The sequence below is a fragment of the Streptomyces sp. NPDC005004 genome (assembly GCF_053600675.1).
The window spans coordinates 33,312-50,707 of sequence record NZ_JBSGAH010000010.1; the positions used below are offsets into that span (position 1 = coordinate 33,312).

Here is a 17,396-nt window from a genome sequence, read left to right on the forward strand (position 1 = left end):
TACTTGGACGTCCTAGTAAATGTCGATGGGGGACCGCCGTACGACACCCGTACGGCGGTACGAATCAGACCTTGACCGGGGCGGGAGCGGCGCCGTGGACCTTGGACTCCAGCTCGCGGCTGATCTTCCGCTCGACGAAGAAGGCGGCGGTCGGGATGGTCCCGGCCAGGAGCACCCACAGCTGCTTGCCGACCGGCCACTTCGCCTTGGAGCCCAGGTCGAAGGCGAAGACCAGGTAGACGACGTACAGCCAGCCGTGCGCGATGGCGACGACACGGGTGAAGTCCTGGGCGCCGTCCAGGTGGAACGCGTACTTCGCGATCATGCCCAGGCACAGGAGCACGAGGAGCACGCCGGTGATGTAGGCGAGGGCTCGGTAGCGGGTCAGCACGCTCTTTTTCATGCCGTCGAGCGTAACCACCCGTTCCGGGAGATCTTGCCCCGGGGCCGCTCTGCCGCATCGGCCCAGGTCACTCCCCCGCCCCCGCTGGTCAGTCCTCTTCGAAGTCGTGCGCGGAGACCCTCAGGGGGCGCAGCAGCGCGAAGATCTCCCCGCACTCCTCCGCGTCGTACGCGCCGAGCCCGAAGTCCATCGCCATCAGGTCGCGGGTGGCCGCGTCGACCACCTCACGGCCCTTGTCGGTGATGACGGCGAGGGTGCCGCGGCCGTCGTTGGGGTTGGGGCGCTTGGCCACCAGACCCGACCTGACCAGGCGGTCCACCGTGTTCGTCACGGACGTGGGGTGCACCATGAGCCGCTCGCCGATCTTGGACATCGGCAGCTCGCCCGCCTTGGAGAAGGTGAGCAGCACCAGCGCCTCGTACCGCGCGAAGGTCAGTCCGTACGGCTTGACCACCGCGTCGACCTCGCCGAGCAGGATCTGCTGGGCCCGCATGATCGAGGTGATCGCGGCCATGGAGGGCACGCTTCCCCAGCGCTGCTTCCAGAGTTCGTCGGCGCGGGCGATGGGGTCGAAGGGGAGACCGAGAGGCTTGGGCACGTCATCAGACACTACCGGCCGGTCATATGCCGGTCAGCCCCGTCTCGCTCTTCGGTCGCCCGGCAGGCCGCCGCGAGCCCGGCGCAGCACAGCGCGCCCAGCACCCCGGCCCCCGCGACGGCCGTCCGCACGCCCGTGACCTCGGCGACGACGCCCGCCAGCGCCATTCCGGCGCCCTGCACGGTCATCAGCCCGGCGCTGAGCACCGTCATGGCCGTGCCCCGCAGCTCCTCGGGCACCGCCCGCACGAACCACTGGTCGAGCCCCAGGGTGTACGCCGAGCCCGCGCCCGAGACCGCCAGGAGCAGCAGCGAGAGCCCCAGGCCGGGGCGCACGGCGTAGGCGACGTAGGGCAGCAGGGTGAGGCAGAGCAGCGGCAGGACGATGCGTTCGCGGGTGGCCGTGCCGAGCCGGGCACCCGCGTACAGCTCGCCGGCCACGGTGCCCACCGGCAGCGCGCACATCAGCAGGCCGAGGCCCGGGGAGCCCGCGCCGAGGTCGTGGGCGTAGGGCGCGGCCAGGGCCTCGGGGACGACGCAGAACAGCGCGGGCACCCAGAAGACGAGGAGCAGCACGCGCACGCGCGGGTGCGCGAAGAGGGCGCGCATCCCGCTTCGGCTGCCCTCTCGCCGGTCCCGGGCCCGGGCCGGGCGGTGCCGGGTGCCCAGGCGCAGCAGCAGGGCGGAGGCGAGGAACGTGGTCACCGTGACGAGCAGGGCGTGGCGGGGTGCGGTGACGGTCAGCAGGAGGCCGCCGAGGCCGTAGCCGGCCAGGAGCGCGCTCTGGGAGACGATCCGCAGCAGGGAGCGGCCGAGCACGAACGGTTCGCCGTCTCCGAGCACGTCCGCGAGGGTCGCCATCCGGGTGCCGCTGAAGACGGGTGCCACGACGGCGAGGCAGCAGCGCAGCACGAGCAGCACGCCGACGCCCGCGCCCGGCACGACCATGGCGGCCACGCACGCGGCGCACACCAGGTCGCAGGTGACCAGGACGCGCCGGGCCGGGAAGCGGTCGGCGAGCGGGGCGAGCAGGGCGCCGCCGACGGCGTAGGGCAGGAAGCCGAGCGCGAAGACGAGGGCGCTCATCAGCGGGGAGCCCGTGAGGTCGTAGACGAGGACGGAGAGGGCGATCTCGCTGACGATCACGCCGAGCAGGGAGAGGACGTGCGCGGCGAAGACGGCGCGGAACTCGGGGACGGCGAGGACGCCGCGGTATCCGGTGCGGGCGGGTTCGGCGGCGGGAAGCGTGGCGTTGCGGGGTGGTGCGGACATGACGGGCAGGGTGCCGGGGCGAGGACCGGGCGCCGTAGAGTTTCGGCTCCAGCCGAATCGCGCTCCAGGAACGCGCGCCGGTCACAGTGACGGAGGTGTCGTGCCCTCGCGGCTCCGCTTCGGCGAGGAGGACTTCCTGCGCTGCCGGTTCGCGATCTCGCCGTTGTGGGAGGCGCAGGACGCGGTGCGGACGCTGCGGAGGCCGGACCGGCACGGGTATCACGGGCCCTGGCTGCGGCGGGTGCGCGCGGCCGCGGCCGGGCTCGACCTGGCGCCGCTGTGGCTGCTGATGCCGCGCCGGGGCAGTTCGCCGGACTGGCTCTGTCCCCCGCCGCTCGGGCCGCTGACCTCCTTCGAGGACGAGATCGCGGCGGTGCGGGCGGCCGATCCCGAGGCGGCGCGGGCGGAGACGGCGCGTTCGCTGGCCTGTACGCCGGGCGCCCTGGACTCGGCGCGCGGCCGGGCCTGGCTCGCGGACCCCGCGCGGATGGTGCGGGAGCTGGCGGACCTCCTGGAGGCGGCCTGGCGGGTGCTGGTGGCGCCGGAGTGGCCCCGGCTGCGGGCGCTTCTGGAGGCGGACGTGGCCTTCCATTCGCGCAGGCTGGCCGAGGTGGGTCTGGGCGCGCTGCTGCCGGAGCTGGACGCGCGGCTGACCTGGGACGGGCGGACGCTGACGCTGCCCGAGGGGCGGTACGCGCGCGATCTCGGCGGCCGGGGCCTGCTGCTGATGCCGAGCGTGTTCTGCTGGCCGGACGTGATCACCGGTTTCGAGGCGCCCTGGCAGCCGATGCTGGTCTACCCGGCGCGGGGCATCGGCGATCTGTGGTCCGAGCCCGCCGGGCGGACACCGCAGGCGCTGGTGCGGCTCCTGGGCCGCAACCGCGCGGCCGTCCTGACCGCCCTGGGCGAGCCCGCGACGACCACGGCCCTGGCCCACCGGCTCCGTCTCGCGCCCTCCTCGGTCTCCGGCCATCTGACGGTCCTGAGGGCGGCGGGCCTGCTGACCGCGGCCCGGCACGGCCACCAGGTGCTGTACGCCCGCACACCGCTGGGTACGGCGCTGGCCGCCGGAGCGGCCTGAGTCAGCTCCCCTGCCGCTCCAGGGTCCGAAGGACGCCCGGGGTGCGCGGCCGGGTCACGGGCGAGCGCAGACAGCGGCGGGCGGCCGGGGTGCCGGAGAACGGCGCCTTGAACAGCGCGACGGAGATGACGAGCACCAGCAGCAGCGGGCACAGGAAGGCGAGTACGGGCGCGAGGGGCCCGAGCAGCGGCAGCATGGGCTCCAGACCGAGCCCGGCCACGCAGACGGTCAGCACGAGGGCGCGCGCGGCGAGTTCGGCCAGCCAGTTGGCGAGGGCGCGCTCGGGGGTGATGCCCCGCTCCAGCCACAGGCGCAGCCGGTCGAAGGACCAGGCGGTGGCCCAGACCGTGAGCGGGCGCAGCAGCAGCCGGTCGGCGAGGGCGCCCGGCGTGCCGCCTCTGGGGCGGTAGTCGTAGCCGGTCAGGAAGCGGACGCCGGGGGCGTCGGGGACGTAGCGCCAGTACCCGCTGCCCTCGGCCAGCGGGGAGAGGGGATGCGCGGAGGCGAAGCGCAGGGCGGAGGTGCGGGTGCCGTCGGGGCGTTCGCGCTCTCCGGCGGCGACGCCGGTGCCGTGGAGGGTGAGGAACGGCAGCAGGCGCCGGGTGCAGCGGAAGGGGCGCGGGGCGGTGTCCGGTGCGGGGTGGGGGAGGTACTCGATCTCGGTGAGCCTGAGGTCCCAGCGCCGGCGGTGGGCGGGGTCCTGGGTGCGGGTCCAGAGCTCGTCCAGGTCGGTGCGGATGTGCGTCTCTATGTAGAGACCCATGTGGTGTTCCCCCACGTCGGAGCGGATTTCACGCTCAAACTACCGGGAAGATCTTGGTGTCCCCGCCGCCGTGGCGACCGGACCGGGCGGGGGACGAACGAACCCCGGCCGCGGGAGGGGGCCGGGGTTCGGGTGGGGTGCGTCGCGGGGTGTCACCCGGCCAGGTGACGCTCCACGGTCTCGACCTTCGAGGTGAGGCCGTCGGTGACACCGGGGCGGATGTCGGCCTTGAGCACGAGCGAGACGCGCGGTGCGCGGGCCTCGACGGCGGCGACGGCGCGCCGGACGACGTCCATGACCTCGTCCCAGTCGCCCTCGATCGAGGTGAACATGGCGTCGGTGCGGTTCGGCAGGCCCGATTCGCGGACCACGCGGACGGCGTCGGCGACGTACTCCCCCACGTCCTCGCCGACGCCGAGGGGCGTCACGGAGAAGGCGACGATCATGCGTTCACGACTCCCTCACGGCGGGCGCGGGCGGCCATGACGGCGGCCTCGGACTCGCGGCGCAGCTTGCGCTCGGCGAAGAAGCCGCCGGTGGGCAGGACGGAGAGGACGAAGTAGAGCGCGGCGGTGCCGAAGCTCCACTTGGCACGGTTCCAGGCGTCGAGCCAGAAGAGCACGTAGAGGATGAACAGCACGCCGTGGACCGCGCCCATCACGGGGACGGCGTTGAAGTCCGTGGTTCGCTTCAGCACCGAGCACAGGAGCAGGACCAGGAAGGACACGGCCTCGGGCGCCGAGACCAGTCGCAGGCGGCGGATGGCGGATGCTGTCTTGAGGTCCACGGGTCACCTTCGGTGGGGAGGGCGCTGGGGGCGCGGTCGTGATCGCTCGGTGAGCGGCTCATGATCCTTTGTGAACGGAAGCACAAGCGTCGCCCATTGTGGCAAACAGTGCCCCTAGGGGTGCGCTCAGGGTCGTTCTCCACCCGGGGGCCCTGTTCTCTCCACCCGGCCGGGGGCTACTTTCGCGGTGTGGCGACGTTCCGACTACAGGGCAGCAAGGTGCTCGCCGTCGACATGACCGGGGATGCCGTGAAGGCGAAGAACGGCTCCATGGTCGCGTACGACGGGCAGATGGCCTTCAAGAAGCTGAGCGGCGGAGGCGAGGGTCTGCGCGGCATGGTGACCCGGCGGCTGACCGGCGAGCAGATGACGGTGATGGAGGTGAAGGGGCAGGGGACCTGCTGGTTCGCGGACCGGGCGTCCGAGATCAACCTCGTGGCGCTGCGGGGCGACAAGCTCTGGGTGGAGTCGAGCAATCTGCTGGCGACGGAGGCGGGGCTGCGCACGGGCACGGCGTTCACGGGCCTGCGCGGCGCCTCGCAGGGCAACGGCCTGTTCACCACGACCGTCGAGGGCCACGGCCAGGCGGCGGTGCTGTCCGACGGCCCGGCGGTGGTGCTCCGGGTCTCCCCGCAGTACCCGCTGACGGTCGACCCGGGGGCCTACATCGCCCACCAGGGGGACGTCCGGCAGTCCTTCCAGTCGGGCGTGACGTTCCGCACGCTCTTCGGGGAGGGCGGCGGCGAGGCGTTCCAGATCCGTTTCGAGGGCGACGGGCTGGTGTACGTCCAGCCGAGCGAGCGGAACACGATCGCGGGGGATCTGTGAGATGGGCTTCCGGGAGATCAACTCGAAGATGATCGAGGCGACGGTTTCGCCGGGCGTGCGGCTGTTCAGCCAGCGCGGGGCGATGCTCGCCTACCGGGGGGACGTGTCGTTCACGCCCAGCGTGCAGAGCGGGCAGGGCGGCATCATGTCGATGCTCGGGCGCCGGGTGGCGGGCGAGGCGGCCCCGCTGATGTCGGTCGAGGGCAGCGGCACGGTGTTCTTCGGGCACGGCGGTCACCATGTGCAGGTGATCAACCTGACCGGCGACACGCTCTATGTGGAGGCGGACCGGCTGCTGGCCTTCGAGGGCTCGCTGCGGCAGGGCACGATGTTCATGGGCTCGCAGGGCGGCGTCATGGGCATCGTGCGGGGCCAGGCGACCGGGCAGGGGCTGTTCACCACCACGCTCCAGGGTCACGGCGCGGTCGCCGTGATGGCGCACGGCGGCGTCTTCGGGATACCGATCACCCCGCAGCGCCCGGTCCACGTGGACCCCCAGGCGTACGTCGCCCATCACGGCGAGGTCCGCAACCGGCTCTCCAGCGCGCTCGGCTGGCGCGACATGGTGGGCCGGGGCTCCGGCGAGGCGTTCCAGCTGGAGCTGAGCGGCGACGGCACGGTCTACGTCCAGGCATCGGAGGAGAAGCTGTGAGCGCGTACGCGGGCACGGGCGGGCCGGTGGTGTTCGACCCCGTGACCCTGCCGGCCGACGACAACGTGAACCCCTACACGTTCTGCGTGGAGCTCAAGGGCAGTCAGTGGTTCCTGCAGAAGGGGAAGATGATCGCCTACTACGGGGCGATCGAGTTCAACGGCATCGGGCACGGGCGACTGGACCGGCTGGTGCGTTCCTCGTTCCATTCGCCATTGCACGCGAGCGACTGGGTCGTGGCGGAGGGCTCGGGCAAGATGCTGCTCGCCGACCGGGCGTTCGACGTGAATTCGTACGACCTGGACGAGGGCAATCTGACCGTTCGCGCAGGCAACTTGATCGCTTTCCAGCCAAGTCTGGCACTCAAACAGTCGATCGTGCCCGGCTTTCTGACACTGATCGGCACGGGAAAGTTCGTGGCCGCGTCCAACGGGCCGGTGGTGTTCATGGAACCCCCGATCCGGGTCGACCCCCAGGCGCTGGTCGGCTGGGCCGACTGCCCCTCGCCCTGCCATCACTACGACCACGGCTACCTGACCGGCGTGCTGGGCGGTCTACGTGCGATGACGGGCCTGGGCGGGGCTTCCGGGGAGGAGCACCAGTTCGAGTTCGTCGGCGCCGGGACGGTGCTGCTGCAGTCCACCGAGACGCTGATGGCGGAGCGGGAGACGGGTGCGGTTCCGTCGGAACCGGGGGTACCCGGAGGGGGTGGAGCCGCGTCCGGCGGCCTCGCCACAGGGGCCTCAGGGGTACCGCGTCTTCCCGGACAGCTGGGAGACCTCCAGCGTCGCTTCGGGCTGTGAGCGGTAGTCTGCGGAGTGTGACGTCGAACGCGTGCGCACAGTCACATCACCCAGAGTAGTTCGCCATTCAACATCTTAGGTAGACTTCATTCATGGAGACCGAGACGGCCACGCACTGGCTGACCGATGCGGAGCAGTGCGCCTGGCGCACCCACCTGGAGGTCAACAGGCTGTTGACGTACCAGCTCGAAAAGGATCTGCAACCGTTCGGACTGACGATGAACGACTACGAGATCCTCGTCAATCTGTCCGAGTCCGAGGACATGCGGATGCGGATGAGTGATCTCGCCACCGCCACCCTCCAGTCCAAGAGCCGGCTCTCGCACCAGATCACCCGCATGGAGAACGCGGACCTGGTGCGCCGGGAGAACTGCGAGTCGGACCGCCGCGGCCTCTACGCCGTGCTGACCGACCACGGTCTGGAGGCGATGAAGAAGGTCGCGCCCCACCACGTGTCCTCGGTGCGCCGCCACTTCATCGACCTGCTCTCCCCCGACGCCCTCCAGGACCTGAACAAGGCCCTCAAGCCCGTCGCGGAACACCTGCGCACCCAACGCGGCCGCCTCTGACACCCACCGGAGCAGCCGGGCGAGGCGCGGCTCCAGGCCAACAGCCGAACCGCGCCTTTGCCCCGGGCCGCCTCAGCCGCCCACGCCCGCCGGGCACACGGCGGGCACCTCCGACGCCCCGGCCTCGGCGGCGGACACCCCGCCCGGCCGGGCGAGGAGGGTGACGGCCGCCGCGCCCAGCGACGCCGCACCGGCCAGCGCGAAGCACAGGGGCAGCGGCAGCCGGCCGATCAGCGTCCCGGCGATCAGCGATCCGCTCGAGACGCCGCCGTTCACCGCCATGTTGACCCAGGCTCCGGCCTGGGTGCGGGCGCCCTCCGGCGCCGTCTCGTCGGCCAGCAGATAGGCGGTCGTCAGCGTCGGGGCGATGAAGACGCCCGTGAGGACCATGGCCGCGGTGAGGGTCCACAGGTCGGGCGCGAGACCCGCCGCCGCGATCATCAGGCCGAGCCCCGTCGTGAACCGGGCCAGACGAGCCCGCGCGGACAGCCGCCAGTCGATCGCGCCGTTCACGAGACCGCCCAGCGCGCTGCCGACCGAGAGCGCGCCCAGCACCCACGGGACCAGCGCGGTGTCGTGGGAGCCCCGCTCGGCGTAGGCGGCCACCAGCAGTTCCACCCCGCTCAGCGCGAGCCCGGCTCCCGCCGCCACGACGACCGGGACCAGCAGCCCCGGCACCCCGCCCGAGCGGGGGCGGCGGGACGTGGTGCGTCGCCCCGTACGCGACCCCGCACCCGGTCCGGTCATCGCCGGAGACGTCACGAACGCGGCCGTCCCGCCGACGACCAGCAGCGCACCCAGCAGGATGCCGGAGGCCGGGGGCGCCCAGGTGATCAGCACGCCCACCAGGACCGGCCCGGAGACGAACAGCAGCTCCTCGGCGACCCCGTCGAGGCTGAAGGCGCGGCGTTGCAGATGCCGGTCGGCGACGAGCGCGGACCACAGCGCGCGCATGACCGGCCCCAGCGGGGGCACACACGCACCCGCGAGCGCGGCGGCCGCGCCGATGAGCGGCGCCGGGACACCCGGGCGCCAGACGAGCGCGGAGAGGACGCAGAGCAGGGCGGCGTACAGCGCGGCCATGGGCAGCAGGGCGCGGCGCGCTCCGTACCGGTCGACCAACGACGCCCGCACCGGCATCAGGAAGACCGCCGCGCCGCCGAAGAGGGACATCACGGCCCCGGAGACGGCGTAGGAACCGGTGACGCGGTTGACGGACAGCAGGACGGCGAGGGGGATGACGCCGTTGGAGAAGCGGCCGGTGAGCGCGGCGGCGAAGGTGCGGCGCGCGTGCGGGACGCGCAGGACGGCGGCGTACGAGGGCGCGGCGGGGCGCGCGGGAGCGGGCGCGGACATGCGCGGGGTTCCTCACGGGAGGCGGTACAGGGGCGCGACGGTGCGCCGCACGGAGCGCCGGCCGTGTGCCGGGCACCCGCGCGGGCAGGGGCGCGCGCTATGCCAAGAGGAGGAACATGTGGATCAAGCTAACAGCGGGGGGCCGGGGGCGGTACCGGTTTTTGGCCGGGAGCGGCGCCCCGGTCCCCGGCTCACCGGGAGCGAACCGGGCCCGGCCGCGGCCCGTACCCACGTCAGCCCTCCCCCGGCTCCCGGGTCAGCCCGGCGAGCAGGCGGTCCGCCGCCGCGTACGGGTCCAGTTCGCCCGCGGCGACGCGGCCCGCGAGGCTCGGCAGGTCGTGGGCGCCGTGCAGGTCCCCGATGCGTTCGCGCAGGGCCGTGACCGCGATCGTTTCCACCTCCCGGGCCGCGCGGGCGCGGCGGCGTTCGGTGAGGACGTCGCTCTCCTCCATCCAGGCCCGGTGTTTCTCCAGGGCCTCCACGACCTCGTCGACGCCCTCGGAGCGCGCGGCGACCGTCTTGACGATGGGCGGACGCCAGTCGCCGGGCCCGCGGGACTCGCCGAGGCCGAGCATGTGGTTCAGCTCGCGGGCGGTGGCGTCGGCGCCGTCGCGGTCGGCCTTGTTGACGACGTACACGTCGCCGATCTCCAGGATCCCGGCCTTGGCGGCCTGGATGCCGTCGCCCATGCCGGGGGCGAGGAGGACGACGGAGGTGTCGGCCTGGGAGGCGATCTCGACCTCCGACTGGCCCACGCCCACGGTCTCCACGAGGATCACGTCGCAGCCCGCCGCGTCCAGGACGCGGATCGCCTGCGGGGCGGCCCAGGCGAGGCCGCCGAGGTGGCCGCGGGTGGCCATGGAGCGGATGTAGACGCCGGGGTCGGAGGCGTGGTCGGACATCCGCACCCGGTCCCCGAGGAGCGCGCCCCCGGAGAACGGGGAGGACGGGTCGACGGCGAGGACGCCGACCCGCCTGCCCTGCTTGCGGTAGGCGGTCACGAGCGCGGAGGTGGTGGTCGACTTGCCGACGCCCGGCGAGCCGGTCAGACCGACGACGTACGCGTTGCCGGTCAGTGGGGCCAGCGCCGCCATGACCTCCCTGAGCTGCGGGGACGCCCCCTCCACCAGGGAGATCAGCCGGGCCACGGCCCGGGGCCGCCCTTCGCGCGCCTCGGCCACCAGAGAGGAGACGTCCCGCATCGATACAGCTCCGTTCACTTGCGTCGCCGGCCGCTCACACCGCCGGGAAGATGTCCTCAGGCCTTCGGTACCCGCACGATCAGCGCGTCACCCTGTCCGCCGCCACCGCACAGCGCGGCCGCGCCGAGACCGCCGCCCCGGCGCTTGAGCTCCAGCGCCAGGTGGAGGACGAGACGGGCGCCGGACATGCCGATCGGGTGGCCGAGGGCGATGGCGCCGCCGTTGACGTTCACCTTTTCCGTGGACACGCCGAGGTCGTTCATTGACTGCACGGCGACGGCCGCGAACGCCTCGTTGATCTCGATGAGATCGAGGTCCGAGACTTCCAGGCCCTCCTTCTTCAGCGCGTGCTGAATGGCGTTGGACGGCTGCGACTGGAGCGAGTTGTCCGGTCCGGCCACGTTGCCGTGCGCGCCGATCTCCGCGAGCCACTCCAGGCCCAGCTCCTCGGCCTTGGCCTTGCTCATCACGACCACGGCGGCGGCGCCGTCCGAGATCTGCGAGGCGGACCCGGCGGTGATGGTGCCGTCCTTGGTGAAGGCGGGGCGCAGCTTGCCGAGCGACTCGGCGGTGGTGTCGCCCCGGATGCCCTCGTCCTTGCTGAAGAGCACCGGCTCGCCCTTGCGCTGCGGGATCTCCACGGGGGTGATCTCCGCGTCGAACAGGCCGTTCTTCTGCGCGGCGGCGGCCCGCTGGTGGGACAGCGCGGCGATCTCGTCCTGCTCGGGACGGCCGATGCCGAGCCGCGTGTTGTGCTTCTCGGTGGACTCGCCCATGGCGATGCCCTCGAAGGAGTCGGTCAGCCCGTCGTGCGCCATGGAGTCGAGCATCTCGATGGCGCCGTACTTGAAGCCCTCACGGGACTTCGGCAGCACGTGCGGGGCGTTGGTCATGGACTCCTGGCCGCCCGCGACCACGATGTCGAACTCACCCGCGCGGATCAACTGGTCCGCGAGCGCGATGGCGTCGAGCCCGGAGAGGCACACCTTGTTGACGGTGAGCGCCGGGACGCTCATCGGGATGCCCGCCTTGACGGCCGCCTGGCGCGCCGGGATCTGGCCGGCGCCCGCCTGGAGCACCTGGCCCATGATCACGTACTGCACCTGGTCGCCGCCGATGCCGGCGCGGTCGAGGGCGGCCTTGATGGCGAAGCCGCCCAGGTCGGCACCCGAGAAGGACTTCAGCGAACCCAGCAACCGTCCCATGGGCGTCCGCGCGCCCGCGACGATCACAGAGGTGGTCGTTCCAGAAGACATGAGCTGCGATCCCCTTACCGGCCTGCACAGCCGAGGAGTGAACGAGGGTTTACTTCGAATGTACTGACCGGTACCGGAACCCGTCACCCGGCGTACGGTGTGATCGCGCGCACGTTGCGTAACCACCTCGCACGCGCTGCACTGAAAACATGCTGACGCGAATCGACCACATCGGGATCGCCTGCCACGACCTCGACGCCACCGTCGAGTTCTACCGGACCACCTACGGCTTCGAGGTGTTCCACACCGAGGTGAACGAAGAGCAGGGCGTGCGCGAGGCCATGCTCAAGATCAACGAGACGTCCGACGGCGGCGCCTCCTACCTCCAGCTCCTGGAGCCGACCCGGGAGGACTCCGCGGTCGGCAAATGGCTCGCCAAGAACGGGGAGGGCGTCCACCACATCGCTTTCGGTACGGCGGATGTGGACGCGGACTCCGAGGAGATCCGCGGCAAGGGCGTACGCGTTCTGTACGACGAGCCCCGACGTGGGTCCATGGGGTCGAGGATCACCTTCCTGCACCCGAAGGATTGCCACGGAGTCCTGACAGAACTGGTCACTTCGGCCTCTGTTGAGTCACCTGACCACTGACCTTCGTACATAAGGGCCGGTAGGGTTGGGGGCGGTCGTCTCCGAACACGGGGGACGACCGATGCCGGGGTCCGGGTTGGGGGACGAGCGTCGGGGCAGCAGCCCGTGCTCCGCCGTTGATCTGACACCATTCCCCGGGGGCCCCGTTCGGCGGACGGACGGAGCTCGTTGGAGAAGCTGACCAGGGGACGGATGGGACCGCGCAGTGCGGGGCTACGAGAGCCAGGAGCGAGAGCCGGCGGCTGACGTCGACCACCTCTCTCGGTTCGAGGCCGAGATGAAGCGGCTGAAGACCGAGCGGGAAAAGGCGATCCAGCACGCCGAGGACCTCGGCTACCAGGTCGAGGTGCTGCGCGCCAAGCTGCACGAGGCGCGCCGCACTCTGATGACCAGGCCCGCCTACGACGGCGGTGACATCGGCTATCAGGCCGAGCAGTTGCTGCGCAACGCCCAGGTGCAGGCCGAGCAGTTGCGGCAGGACGCCGAGCGGGAGCTGAGTCAGGCCCGCGCGCAGACCCAGCGCATCCTGCAGGAGCACGCCGAACAGGCGGCCCGGCTCCAGGCGGAGCTGCACCAGGAGGCGGTCACCCGTCGCCAGCAGCTCGACCAGGAGCTGGCGGAGCGCCGGCAGACCGTCGAGTCGCACGTCAACGAGAACGTGGCGTGGGCCGAGCAGCTGCGCGCCCGGACCGAGCAGCAGGCCCGCCGGCTGCTCGACGAGTCGCGTGCCGAGGCCGAGCAGGCGATGGCCGCCGCCCGCGCGGAGGCCGAGCGGCTGACGCGTGAGGCCCGCGACCGGCTGCGCACCGACGCCGAGGCGGCCCGGTCCGAGGCCGAGCAGATCCTGCGCCGCGCCCGCACCGACGCCGAGCGGCTGCTGAACGCCGCCTCCGCGCAGGCTCAGGAGGCCACCGACCACGCCGAGCAGGTGCGGTCGTCCACGGTCAGCGAGTCGGACGCCGCGCGCCGCCAGGCCGCCGAGCTGAGCCGGACCGCCGAGGAGCGCATGGCGGAGGCGGAGCGGGCGCTGCGCAGCGCCCGCTCGGAGGCCGACAAGCTGGTCGCGGAGGCCGAGGAGCGCGCCGCCAAGGCCCTCGCGAGCGCCGAGGCGGCCAACGAGACACGCACGCGCACCGCCAAGGAGCAGGTCGCCCGGCTCGTCGGCGAGGCCACCAAGGAGGCGGAGACCACCAAGGCCGACGCCGAGCAGCTCGTCGCCGACGCCCGCGCCGAGGCCGAGAAGATCCTGGCGGAGGCCGGGGAGAAGGCCCGCAGCGCGACCGCCGAGGAGACGGCCAGTCAGCTCTCGAAGGCCGCCCGGACCGCCGAGGACGTCCTCAACAAGGCGTCGGAGGACGCCCGTCGGACCACGAAGGCCGCCGCCGAGGAGGCCGAGCGCATCCGCTCGGAGGCCGAGGCCGAGGCGGACCGGCTGCGCGCCGAGGCGCACGACCTGGCCGAGCAGCTCAAGGGCGCGGCCAAGGACGACACCAAGGAGTACCGGGCCAAGACGGTCGAGCTGCAGGAGGAGGCCCGGCGCCTGCGTGGCGAGGCCGAGCAGCTCCGCGCCGACGCGGTCGAAGAGGGCGAGTCCATTCGCGCCGAGGCCCGCCGCGAGGCGGTGGCGCAGATCGAGGAGGCGGCCAAGTCCGCCGAGGAACTGCTCTCCAAGGCCAAGGCGGACGCCGACGAGCTGCGCAAGACGGCCACCACGGACAGCGAGAAGGTCCGCACCGAGGCGATCGAGCGCGCCACCGCGCTGCGCCGCCAGGCCGAGGAGACCCTGGAGCGCACCCGCAAGGAGGCCGAACGGCTCAAGGCCGAGGCCGAGGAGCGCGCCGAGTCGGTCAGGGAGGACGCCGAGCGGGTCGCGCGCGAGCTGCGCGAGGAGGCCGAGCGGGCCGCCGAGGCGCGCCGCGAGGAGGCCGCCGCCGAGCTGACGCGGCTCCAGACGGAGGCGCAGGACCGCCTGGAGTCGGCGGAGCAGGCGCTGACCGAGGCCCGCGAGGAGGCGTCCCGCATCCGCCGGGAGGCGGGCGAGGAGGCCGAGCGGCTGCGGTCGGAGGCCGCCGAGCGCATCCGTACCCTCCAGCAGCAGGCCGCGGCCGAGGCCGAGCGGCTGCGTGACGAGGCCGCGGCCGACGCGTCCGCCTCGCGCGCCGAGGGCGAGTCCGTGGCCGTACGGCTGCGCTCCGAGGCCGCGGCGGAGGCCGAGCGGCTCAAGGTCGAGGCGCAGGACACCGCGGACCGGGTGCGCGCGGAGGCGCAGGCCGCCGCGGAGCGGCTGGCCACCGAGGCGTCCGAGACGCTGGCCGCCGCCCAGGAGGAGGCCGCGCGCCGCCGCCGGGAGGCGGAGGAACTGCTCGGCTCGGCCCGCGAGGAGGCCGACCAGGAGCGCGAGCGGGCCCGTGAGCAGAGCGAGGAGCTGCTGGCCTCGGCGCGCAAGCGCGTGGAGGAGGCCCAGACCGAGGCGACCCGGCTGGTCGAGGAGGCCGACCGGCGGGCCACCGAGATGGTGTCCGCCGCCGAGCAGCACGCCCAGCAGGTGCGCGAGTCGGTCTCCGGGCTGCACGAGCAGGCGCAGGAGGAGATCGCCGGGCTGCGCTCGGCCGCCGAGCACGCGGCGGAGCGTACGCGCCGGGAGGCGGAGGAGGAGGCGGACCGCGTCCGCACCGACGCCTACGCCGAGCGGGAGCGCGCGGGCGAGGACGCGGCGCGGCTGCGCCGGGAGGCGAACGAGGAGGCCGAGGAGGCCAAGTCGCTCGCGGAGCGCACGGTCGCGGAGGCGATCGCGGAGTCCGAGCGGCTGCGCGCGGAGTCGTCGGAGTACGCGCAGCGGGTGCGCACCGAGGCGTCCGACGCGCTGGCCGAGGCGGACCAGGCGGCCTCGCGCACCCGGGCGGACGCCCGGGAGGACGCCAACCGCATCCGATCGGACGCGGCGACGCAGGCGGACACCCTCATCACCGAGGCGGCTTCGGAGGCGGAGCGGCTCCAGACGGAGACGGCCGCCGAGGCCGAGCGGGTGCGCGCGGAGGCGGTCGCGGGCGCGGAGCGGCTGATCGCGGACGCCACCGACGACGCGGAGCGGCTGCGTGCCGAGGCCGCCGAGACGGTGGGTACGGCCCAGCGGCACGCGGAGCGGATGCGCGCGGAGGCCGAACGGGTGCGCACCGACGCGGAGTCGACGGCCCAGCGGCTGGTCGGCTCGGCGCGCGAGGAGGCCGAGCGGACGCTGGACGAGGCGCGCCAGGAGGCCAACAAGCGGCGTTCGGAAGCGGCCGAACAGGTCGACACGCTCATCACGGAGACGGCGGCCGAGGCGGACAAGCTGCTCGCCGAGGCGCGTCAGCAGGCGCAGCAGACCACCGCGGACGCGGAGGCGCAGGCCGACACGATGGTGGGCGCGGCCCGCTCCGAGGCGGAGCGGATCGTCTCCGAGGCGACGGTCGAGGGCAACTCCCGGGTGGAGAAGTCCCGTACGGACGCCGACGAGTTGCTGGTCGGGGCGCGCCGGGACGCGACCGCGATCCGGGAGCGCGCCGAGGAGCTGCGCGACCGGATCACCACGGAGATCGAGGAGCTGCACGAGCGGGCCCGCCGTGAGGCGGCCGAGACGATGAAGTCGACCGGCGACCGCTGCGACCATCTCATCAAGCAGGCCGAGGAGCAGTTGGCCAAGGCGCAGGCGAAGGCCAAGGAGCTGGTGTCGGAGGCCAGTTCGGAGGCGAGCAAGGTGCGCATCGCCGCGGTCAAGAAGGCGGAGGGGCTGCTCAAGGAGGCCGAGCAGAAGAAGGCGAAGCTGGTCAAGGAGGCCGAGGAGCTGAAGGCCGAGGCCATCCGCGAGGCGCGTCAGACGGTCGAAGAGGGCAAGCGCGAGCTGGAGTTGCTGGTGCGCCGGCGCGAGGACATCAACACGGAGATCTCGCGGGTCCAGGACGTGCTCGAGGCGCTGGAGTCCTTCGAGGGTCCGGGCGGCAAGGACGGCGGGGTCAAGGCGGGCGCCACGGTGGGGGCACCCCGATCGGGTGGCAAATCCCAGGAGAACTAACGGCCGGAGCGCTGTGCCGGGTGGGGCGGGGTGTGCGGCCGGGTCTTTGGCAAGTTGTCAGGGGTCCGGCCACCCGAAAGAGGTGTCATTCTATTGATCAAACACGTATCCGCTCGATGACACACCGCTTCGGCGCCTAGGATTCCACCTATCACCTCACCGGTCTCATTCGACAGGAACCCCATGAGCGACACTTCCCCCTACGGCTTCGAGCTTGTGCGGCGTGGATACGACCGCGCTCAGGTGGACGAACGCATCTCCAAGCTCGTCTCCGACCGTGACAGCGCGCTCTCCCGGATCACCGCTCTGGAGAAGCGCATCGAGGAGCTCCACCTCGAGACGCAGAACGCCCAGGCCCAGATCACCGACGCCGAGCCGTCGTACGCGGGTCTCGGCGCGCGGGTCGAGAAGATCCTTCGGCTCGCCGAGGAAGAGGCGAAGGACCTGCGCGAGGAGGCCAGGCGCGCGGCCGAACAGCACCGCGAGCTGGCCGAGTCGGCCGCCCAGCAGGTCCGTAACGACGCCGAGTCCTTCGCCGCCGAGCGCAAGGCGAAGGCGGAGGACGAGGGCGTCCGGATCGTCGAGAAGGCGAAGGGCGACGCCGCCCAGCTCCGCTCCGACGCGCAGAAGGACGCGCAGTCCAAGCGCGAGGAGGCGGACGCCCTCTTCGAGGAGACCCGCGCCAAGGCCGCGCAGGCCGCCGCCGACTTCGAGACGAACCTCGCCAAGCGCCGCGAGCAGTCCGAGCGCGACCTGGCCTCCCGTCAGCAGAAGGCGGAGAAGCGGCTGGCCGAGATCGAGCACCGCGCCGAGCAGCTCCGTCTGGAGGCGGAGAAGCTGCGCACCGACGCCGACCGCCGGGCCCGTCAGACGGTGGAGACGGCGCAGCGTCAGGCCGAGGACATCGTGGCCGACGCCAACGCCAAGGCCGACCGCATCCGTTCGGAGTCCGAGCGCGAGCTGGCCGCCCTGACCAACCGTCGCGACAGCATCAACGCGCAGCTCACCAACGTCCGCGAGATGCTGGCGACGCTGACCGGTGCCGCGGTGGCCGCCGCCGGTGCGCCGGTGGAGGACGAGCCGGTCTCGCGCGGCGTCCCGGCGCAGCAGACGCGCTAGTACCCGCGCGATACCCGTTTCGTACGGTCGCCAGGACCGGGCGGAGCCCCCTTCCGTTGCAGTCGGC

17 protein-coding genes are annotated in these 17,396 nt (G+C 72.7%); 8 read left to right on the forward strand and 9 right to left on the reverse strand.

What is annotated here, in order from left to right; translation table 11 throughout:
* Nucleotides 1-64: 64 nt before the first annotated feature.
* From ACWEEU_RS16090 to ACWEEU_RS16100, 3 genes are all read right to left on the reverse strand, one after another.
* Nucleotides 65-403 (reverse strand): DUF3817 domain-containing protein, encoded by a 339-nt coding sequence (locus ACWEEU_RS16090; RefSeq protein ID WP_451732796.1) that lies wholly within the window; start codon nucleotides 401-403, stop codon nucleotides 65-67.
* 88 nt (nucleotides 404-491) lie between these two features.
* Nucleotides 492-1,001 (reverse strand): MarR family winged helix-turn-helix transcriptional regulator, encoded by a 510-nt coding sequence (locus ACWEEU_RS16095; RefSeq protein ID WP_018544555.1) that lies wholly within the window; start codon nucleotides 999-1,001, stop codon nucleotides 492-494.
* A gap of 11 nt (nucleotides 1,002-1,012) precedes the next feature.
* Complete coding sequence (locus ACWEEU_RS16100; protein WP_451732799.1) at nucleotides 1,013-2,272, reverse strand: MFS transporter; 1,260 nt, start codon at nucleotides 2,270-2,272, stop codon at nucleotides 1,013-1,015.
* 100 nt (nucleotides 2,273-2,372) lie between these two features.
* On the opposite strand from ACWEEU_RS16100, the gene ACWEEU_RS16105 reads away from it, so the two are divergent.
* Complete coding sequence (locus ACWEEU_RS16105; protein WP_451732802.1) at nucleotides 2,373-3,353, forward strand: DUF5937 family protein; 981 nt, start codon at nucleotides 2,373-2,375, stop codon at nucleotides 3,351-3,353.
* A gap of 1 nt (nucleotide 3,354) precedes the next feature.
* On the opposite strand, the gene ACWEEU_RS16110 is transcribed toward ACWEEU_RS16105, so the two are convergent.
* From ACWEEU_RS16110 to ACWEEU_RS16120, 3 genes are all read right to left on the reverse strand, one after another.
* The gene (locus ACWEEU_RS16110) at nucleotides 3,355-4,116 is read right to left on the reverse strand and encodes a hypothetical protein (protein ID WP_385747835.1); all 762 of its coding nucleotides are present in this window, start codon (nucleotides 4,114-4,116) and stop codon (nucleotides 3,355-3,357) included.
* A gap of 152 nt (nucleotides 4,117-4,268) precedes the next feature.
* Nucleotides 4,269-4,562, reverse strand: a complete 294-nt coding sequence (locus tag ACWEEU_RS16115; protein ID WP_385747837.1) for an MTH1187 family thiamine-binding protein — start codon at nucleotides 4,560-4,562, stop codon at nucleotides 4,269-4,271.
* Nucleotides 4,559-4,903, reverse strand: coding sequence for a DUF3817 domain-containing protein (locus ACWEEU_RS16120; protein WP_451732806.1), 345 nt, complete (start codon nucleotides 4,901-4,903; stop codon nucleotides 4,559-4,561). Before ACWEEU_RS16120 ends, ACWEEU_RS16115 begins: the two co-directional genes overlap by 4 nt.
* A 189-nt stretch (nucleotides 4,904-5,092) precedes the next feature.
* Between ACWEEU_RS16120 and ACWEEU_RS16125 the strand changes: the two genes are divergently transcribed.
* From ACWEEU_RS16125 to ACWEEU_RS16140, 4 genes are all read left to right on the forward strand, one after another.
* Nucleotides 5,093-5,731: an AIM24 family protein gene (locus tag ACWEEU_RS16125; RefSeq protein ID WP_385747841.1), complete on the forward strand. Its 639-nt coding sequence runs from the start codon at nucleotides 5,093-5,095 to the stop codon at nucleotides 5,729-5,731.
* Between the two features lies 1 nt (nucleotide 5,732).
* On the forward strand, nucleotides 5,733-6,383 hold the full coding sequence (locus ACWEEU_RS16130) for an AIM24 family protein (RefSeq protein WP_385747843.1): 651 nt from the start codon (nucleotides 5,733-5,735) through the stop codon (nucleotides 6,381-6,383).
* Nucleotides 6,380-7,186 carry an AIM24 family protein gene (locus tag ACWEEU_RS16135; protein ID WP_385747845.1) on the forward strand — a complete coding sequence of 269 codons (807 nt, stop codon included), beginning with the start codon at nucleotides 6,380-6,382 and terminating at the stop codon, nucleotides 7,184-7,186. The genes ACWEEU_RS16130 and ACWEEU_RS16135 overlap by 4 nt, the downstream gene beginning before the upstream one ends.
* 92 nt (nucleotides 7,187-7,278) lie before the next feature.
* Nucleotides 7,279-7,755 (forward strand): MarR family winged helix-turn-helix transcriptional regulator, encoded by a 477-nt coding sequence (locus ACWEEU_RS16140; RefSeq protein WP_385747847.1) that lies wholly within the window; start codon nucleotides 7,279-7,281, stop codon nucleotides 7,753-7,755.
* Nucleotides 7,756-7,827: 72 nt separating this feature from the next.
* On the opposite strand, the gene ACWEEU_RS16145 is transcribed toward ACWEEU_RS16140, so the two are convergent.
* The 3 genes from ACWEEU_RS16145 to ACWEEU_RS16155 form a co-directional block, all read right to left on the reverse strand.
* Entirely contained in the window at nucleotides 7,828-9,111 is a 1,284-nt protein-coding gene (locus ACWEEU_RS16145) for an MFS transporter (protein ID WP_385747849.1), read from the reverse strand.
* A gap of 233 nt (nucleotides 9,112-9,344) precedes the next feature.
* Nucleotides 9,345-10,313 carry a methylmalonyl Co-A mutase-associated GTPase MeaB gene (gene meaB / locus ACWEEU_RS16150; protein ID WP_385747851.1) on the reverse strand — a complete coding sequence of 323 codons (969 nt, stop codon included), beginning with the start codon at nucleotides 10,311-10,313 and terminating at the stop codon, nucleotides 9,345-9,347.
* Nucleotides 10,314-10,369: 56 nt separating this feature from the next.
* Nucleotides 10,370-11,569, reverse strand: a complete 1,200-nt coding sequence (locus tag ACWEEU_RS16155) for an acetyl-CoA C-acetyltransferase (protein WP_451732812.1) — start codon at nucleotides 11,567-11,569, stop codon at nucleotides 10,370-10,372.
* Between the two features lie 149 nt (nucleotides 11,570-11,718).
* Between ACWEEU_RS16155 and mce the strand changes: the two genes are divergently transcribed.
* The 3 genes from mce to ACWEEU_RS16170 all read left to right on the forward strand — a co-directional run bounded on the left by mce (nucleotide 11,719) and on the right by ACWEEU_RS16170 (nucleotide 17,329).
* Entirely contained in the window at nucleotides 11,719-12,159 is a 441-nt protein-coding gene (mce, locus tag ACWEEU_RS16160; RefSeq protein ID WP_018544542.1) for a methylmalonyl-CoA epimerase, read from the forward strand.
* Nucleotides 12,160-12,364: 205 nt separating this feature from the next.
* On the forward strand, nucleotides 12,365-16,210 hold the full coding sequence (gene scy / locus ACWEEU_RS16165) for a polarized growth protein Scy (RefSeq protein ID WP_451732815.1): 3,846 nt from the start codon (nucleotides 12,365-12,367) through the stop codon (nucleotides 16,208-16,210).
* 183 nt (nucleotides 16,211-16,393) lie between these two features.
* Nucleotides 16,394-17,329 carry a coiled-coil domain-containing protein gene (locus tag ACWEEU_RS16170; protein ID WP_199587303.1) on the forward strand — a complete coding sequence of 312 codons (936 nt, stop codon included), beginning with the start codon at nucleotides 16,394-16,396 and terminating at the stop codon, nucleotides 17,327-17,329.
* The last annotated feature ends 67 nt before the right edge of the window (nucleotides 17,330-17,396 follow it).